General features: G+C 70.9%; 3 protein-coding genes and 1 pseudogene. All 4 read right to left on the reverse strand.

Translation table 11 applies throughout. The features are described 5' to 3' along the window. Positions 1-36 precede the first annotated feature (36 nt). Positions 37-306, reverse strand: coding sequence for a hypothetical protein (locus ACFU99_RS36205; protein ID WP_384400647.1), 270 nt, complete (start codon positions 304-306; stop codon positions 37-39). A 1-nt stretch (position 307) separates the two neighbouring features. Beyond that, positions 308-631, reverse strand: a pseudogene (locus ACFU99_RS36210) (transposase); the annotation flags it as partial. Between the two features lie 315 nt (positions 632-946). After that, positions 947-2479 (reverse strand): MFS transporter, encoded by a 1533-nt coding sequence (locus tag ACFU99_RS36215; RefSeq protein ID WP_384400650.1) that lies wholly within the window; start codon positions 2477-2479, stop codon positions 947-949. A gap of 74 nt (positions 2480-2553) precedes the next feature. Then, positions 2554-3951, reverse strand: a 1398-nt coding sequence (locus tag ACFU99_RS36220; protein WP_384400653.1) for an MFS transporter, incomplete at its 5' end; no start/stop codon positions are given.

Raw genomic sequence — 3951 nt, forward strand, 5'->3', positions numbered from 1 at the left:
GGCTGATGCCTTCGGTCGGTCAGCGACCCATATCGGTCAGCGGTCACCGACCGGCCGGAGATGCGCGCGGCCCTGCTGCTGCAGCTGTTCCTCGCGCAGCGCCATGGCCTTGTCCAGCCGTCGCTGACCGGTGCGCGGGGACACCGCCAGGCGGCGGGCGATCTCGGCGCCGGAGAGCCGTTCGCCAGCGTCATCGGCCTGGGCCAGCCACCCGGCGATGGTGCGGATCTGCTGCTGCACGGGGTCCAGCTCGGGCCCCTGTTGCCGCTCGGGCAGCCGGGCTGTCACCACGCCCCGGTCAGCCACCGTCGCGGGCATCTGCCCTGGCCTCACCCGGATGCAGGTCGGCGGCCCGCCGCATCAACAGTCCCGGCAGGTAGGCCACCCGGCAGCCGGCGGCACGGGCCGCCGTCAGCGGCAGCACGCCGACGTCGGCAACCATGTCCACGATCACCAGGACAGTGCCGAACTTCGCAACCAGCCTGGTGAACAGCTCCAGCAGTTTCGGCTCGGTGTTGGGCAGCCGCTTGTCGTGGACGGTCTTGCCGTCCTGGGTCCGGCCGTGGGCGTGGGGGAACTCCTTGCCCAGGTCCAGGCCGAGGAAGAGATCTGTCGTGGTCGTGTCGACCATGTGCGCGTGCCCCCGCCTCTCGATTCCCCCAACTCCCGGCCGTCCCTGCGGCACCACACGCCGGCAACCACGTTACGCAGACATGCCACCCGTCAAACAGTCCGGCATTGCGCCGGCCGGGCGGTCGTCAGGCCCCTCATCAGCGGTCAAGCGCTGCCCCGAAGCCCGGCGGCAACACCCCCAGGTCATCCACTTCGACAGGGGGCACAGCCCTACCGGACCCGGGGGCCAGGCGCCCCACTGCGGGGCCACAGAAAAGGTAACGGGCAAGCGGTTGGGGGCATCACAGGTCAGCTGCCCTGCTCGGCCACGCGGTCACGGATGCGAGGCGGCGCTCCTTGGCGGCCCGGGTGCGTCGGCCTCCGCGAGGAGATGAGCGGTGCGTTCCGCCGACTTCTGTGCCCAGCGGCCGTTGGTGGCCGCGCCGACCAGCAGGACGGCCACACCGCAGCCGGTGATGACCCACCAGGCGGGCCGGGCGGCGTCGGCGAATGTATCCGGGTATGCGGCGCCGGTGATGTTCCGGGTGCCGTGGGCCAGGACCGCGCCGATGACGGCCACGCCCAGAGCCTGGCCAACCTGACGGCTGGTGGTGGCCACCGCGGAGGCGACTCCGGCCTGGGACAGGGGCATCCCGGAGACGGCGGTGTTGGTGATGGGCGCGTTGACCATGCCGGCGCCGATGCCGAGCAGGCAGTAGCCCAGGAAGAGCAGAGGGCGGGATTTGTCGGCATTGCAGGCCGCGAAGAGCACGCTGCCCAGGGCCATGGCAGCGCCGGAGAGAACCAGTGAGGGGCGGGGCCCGCAGGACGCGACCAAGCGGCCGGATGCGGGCGCGCTGATCAGCATGAACGCTGCCATCGGGAGCAGGTACAGGCCCGCGTGCAGCGCGTCGAGACCACGCACGTTCTGCAGGTAGAGGGTGTTGAGGAAGAGGAATCCGCCGAGGACCACAAAGCCCGTGATGGCGATGGCGACGGCGCCGCTGAACGGTGCGCTGCGGAAGAACCGGAGATCCAGCAATGGCTCGTCACGGCGTGATTCGTACCTCAGCAGGCCGAGGAGAGAGGCGGTGGCGATCACCAGGCATGCCAGGATCCCCGCCGAGGTCCAGCCCTCGCCGGGCGCCTCGATGATGGCGTACGTGACCGTGCCGAGCAACCCGATGACGAGCAGCTGCCCGATGGGATCGGGCCGGCGTGGCGCGGGGGCGCGCGACTCGGGGACATAGCGCAGGGTGGCCCAGACGGCGACGGCACCGACAGGAATGTTGATGAGGAAGACCGCCCGCCAGCCGGCCGTGTCCACCAGCAGGCCGCCGATGACGGGGCCGGCGGCCATGGCCAGGCCGAAGACGCCGCCCCAGACGCCGATCGCGCGGGCCCGTTGCCCAGGGTCGGTGAAGGTGGTGGTGATGATCGACATGGCGACGGGGTTGAGCATCGAGCCGCCGATGGCCTGCACCACCCGGAACAGGATGAGCGTCTCCAGGTCGGGCGCCACCGAGCACAGGGCTGAGCCGAGGGTGAAGACGATCAGGCCCGTGGTGAAGACCTTGCGGCGGCCGACGCGGTCGGCGGCCGAGCCGGCCAGCGTCAGCAGGGATGCGAGGACCAGGGTGTAGGAGTCGACGGCCCACTGCATTCCGGAGAGAGAGGCGTCCAGGCCCCGCTGCATCACCGGCAGGGCGACGTTCAAAATGGTGCTGTCCAGGCTGACCAGAAGCAGGCTCGTACAGCAGATCACCAGGATCAGGACGCGCCGCTCGCGTGAGAGTTCCGTCGTGTCCGCGTCTGCTCTAAGTTTCCGTGACCGTGCACGCGCTGATGCGGCGGAGTCACGGGGCATCGCCGGATCATGACGGTCGTGTGCGGTGCGCATGGACGCTCCGGGACAGGTGCTGCGGTCCCGCGGCCGGCGGGTCACCGGCCCTCTTCCAGCGCGGGTACGACATGGGATTGGGATACGGGGGTTGGGTCGGCCACCGTGGGGAGCGGGACGGGCATCGGCATGGCGCACCGGCCGGTTCCACCCGGCTGCACAGTACGAAGCGCCTTGGGCAGGGCGAAGACGCAGACAGCGGTGGTGATCAGGGCGAGCGCGGTGAGGTACCCGCCGAAGAGCGGCATGTCGCCGTGGCCGCTCAGAGCGGTTCCGACCAGAGGCAGGGTGCCGCCGGCCAGAGCTGCGGTGGCCCCGTAAGTGGCGCCTATGCCGGTGACGCGGCAGCGCATGGGCAACAAGTCGGACATCACCGCGAGCGAAGATGTCGACCACAGTGAGCACAGCAGCGCCCCGCCGCACTGTACGGCCAGGAGCACACCCGCCGATGGCCGCAGCAGGAACAGCAGCGGCGCGGTCAGCGCGGTGGCCGCGATGCCGAAGGCGACGAGCATCCGGCGATGCCCGATCCGGTCCGCGGCCAGGCCGCTCAGCGGCTGGACGACGACGAAGAATACGAGGGCGATCGTGCTGGTCGTCAGCGCGGTCGAGCGGCTGATGCCGGTGGTCAGATGGGCGTAGGTGGGCAGGAAGGTCAGCCAGAGGTACTGGGAGGCAGTGCCCGCGAGGACCACCCCGGCCAGGACCAGGGTCTGGCGGGGATGCCGCGTCAGGAACTCCAGGACCCGTGGCCGTTCGGCCCGCCCGGCCCGGACGGCCTCCGCCACGTCGCTGGTCTCCTGGCTCCGGTACCGGATCCATACGCCGACCAGCGCGGCGACCGCGCCGAGAGCGAAGGGGATGCGCCAGCCGTACGCGCTCATCGCCGCCGGCGGCAGCACCTGGGCGGTGAGTGCCGCGGCCCCGGTGGCCGCCAAGAGGCCGATGCCCTCCCCGGAGTGCATCAGGCCCGCGTAGAAGCCGCGCCGCTTTCTCGGGGCCGACTCGGACAGGTACGCGATGGCGGTGGATGACTCCCCGCCGGCGGCCAGGCCCTGTACGACCCGCGCGACGACCAGCACGGCCGGGCTGAGCAGCCCGGCGCTGCGGTACGTGGGCACTGCCGCGAGTATCAGGCAGCCGAGCCCCATGAGCGACAACGTGACGGCCATCGCCTCGCGCCGACCGCGCCGGTCCGCGAGCGCCCCGAGCAGCAGGCCGCCGAGCGGGCGGAAGAAGTAGCCCACCGCGAAGACGGCGAAGGTCTGGAGCAGAGGGACGAAACTGTTGTCCGCCGCGTGCGGGAAGACCTGGCGCGAGAAGTAGACGCCGAGGATGGTGAACAGCGTCCAGTCGTACCACTCCACGCCGTTGCCGAGGCACCCCGCGAGCAGCTGGCGTCTGCGGGTGCGGCTGGTGGCGGTCGTGGGGACGTAGAC

Source organism: Streptomyces sp. NPDC057654, assembly GCF_042800135.1.
Classification (GTDB): Bacteria; Actinomycetota; Actinomycetes; order Streptomycetales; family Streptomycetaceae; genus Streptomyces.

What these genes read in the sequence shown, in the direction of transcription:
- ACFU99_RS36215 (WP_384400650.1), bottom strand. Translation starts at nt 2,479, where the DNA reads ATGCCCCGTGACTCCGCCGCATCAGCGCGTGCACGGTCACGGAAACTT.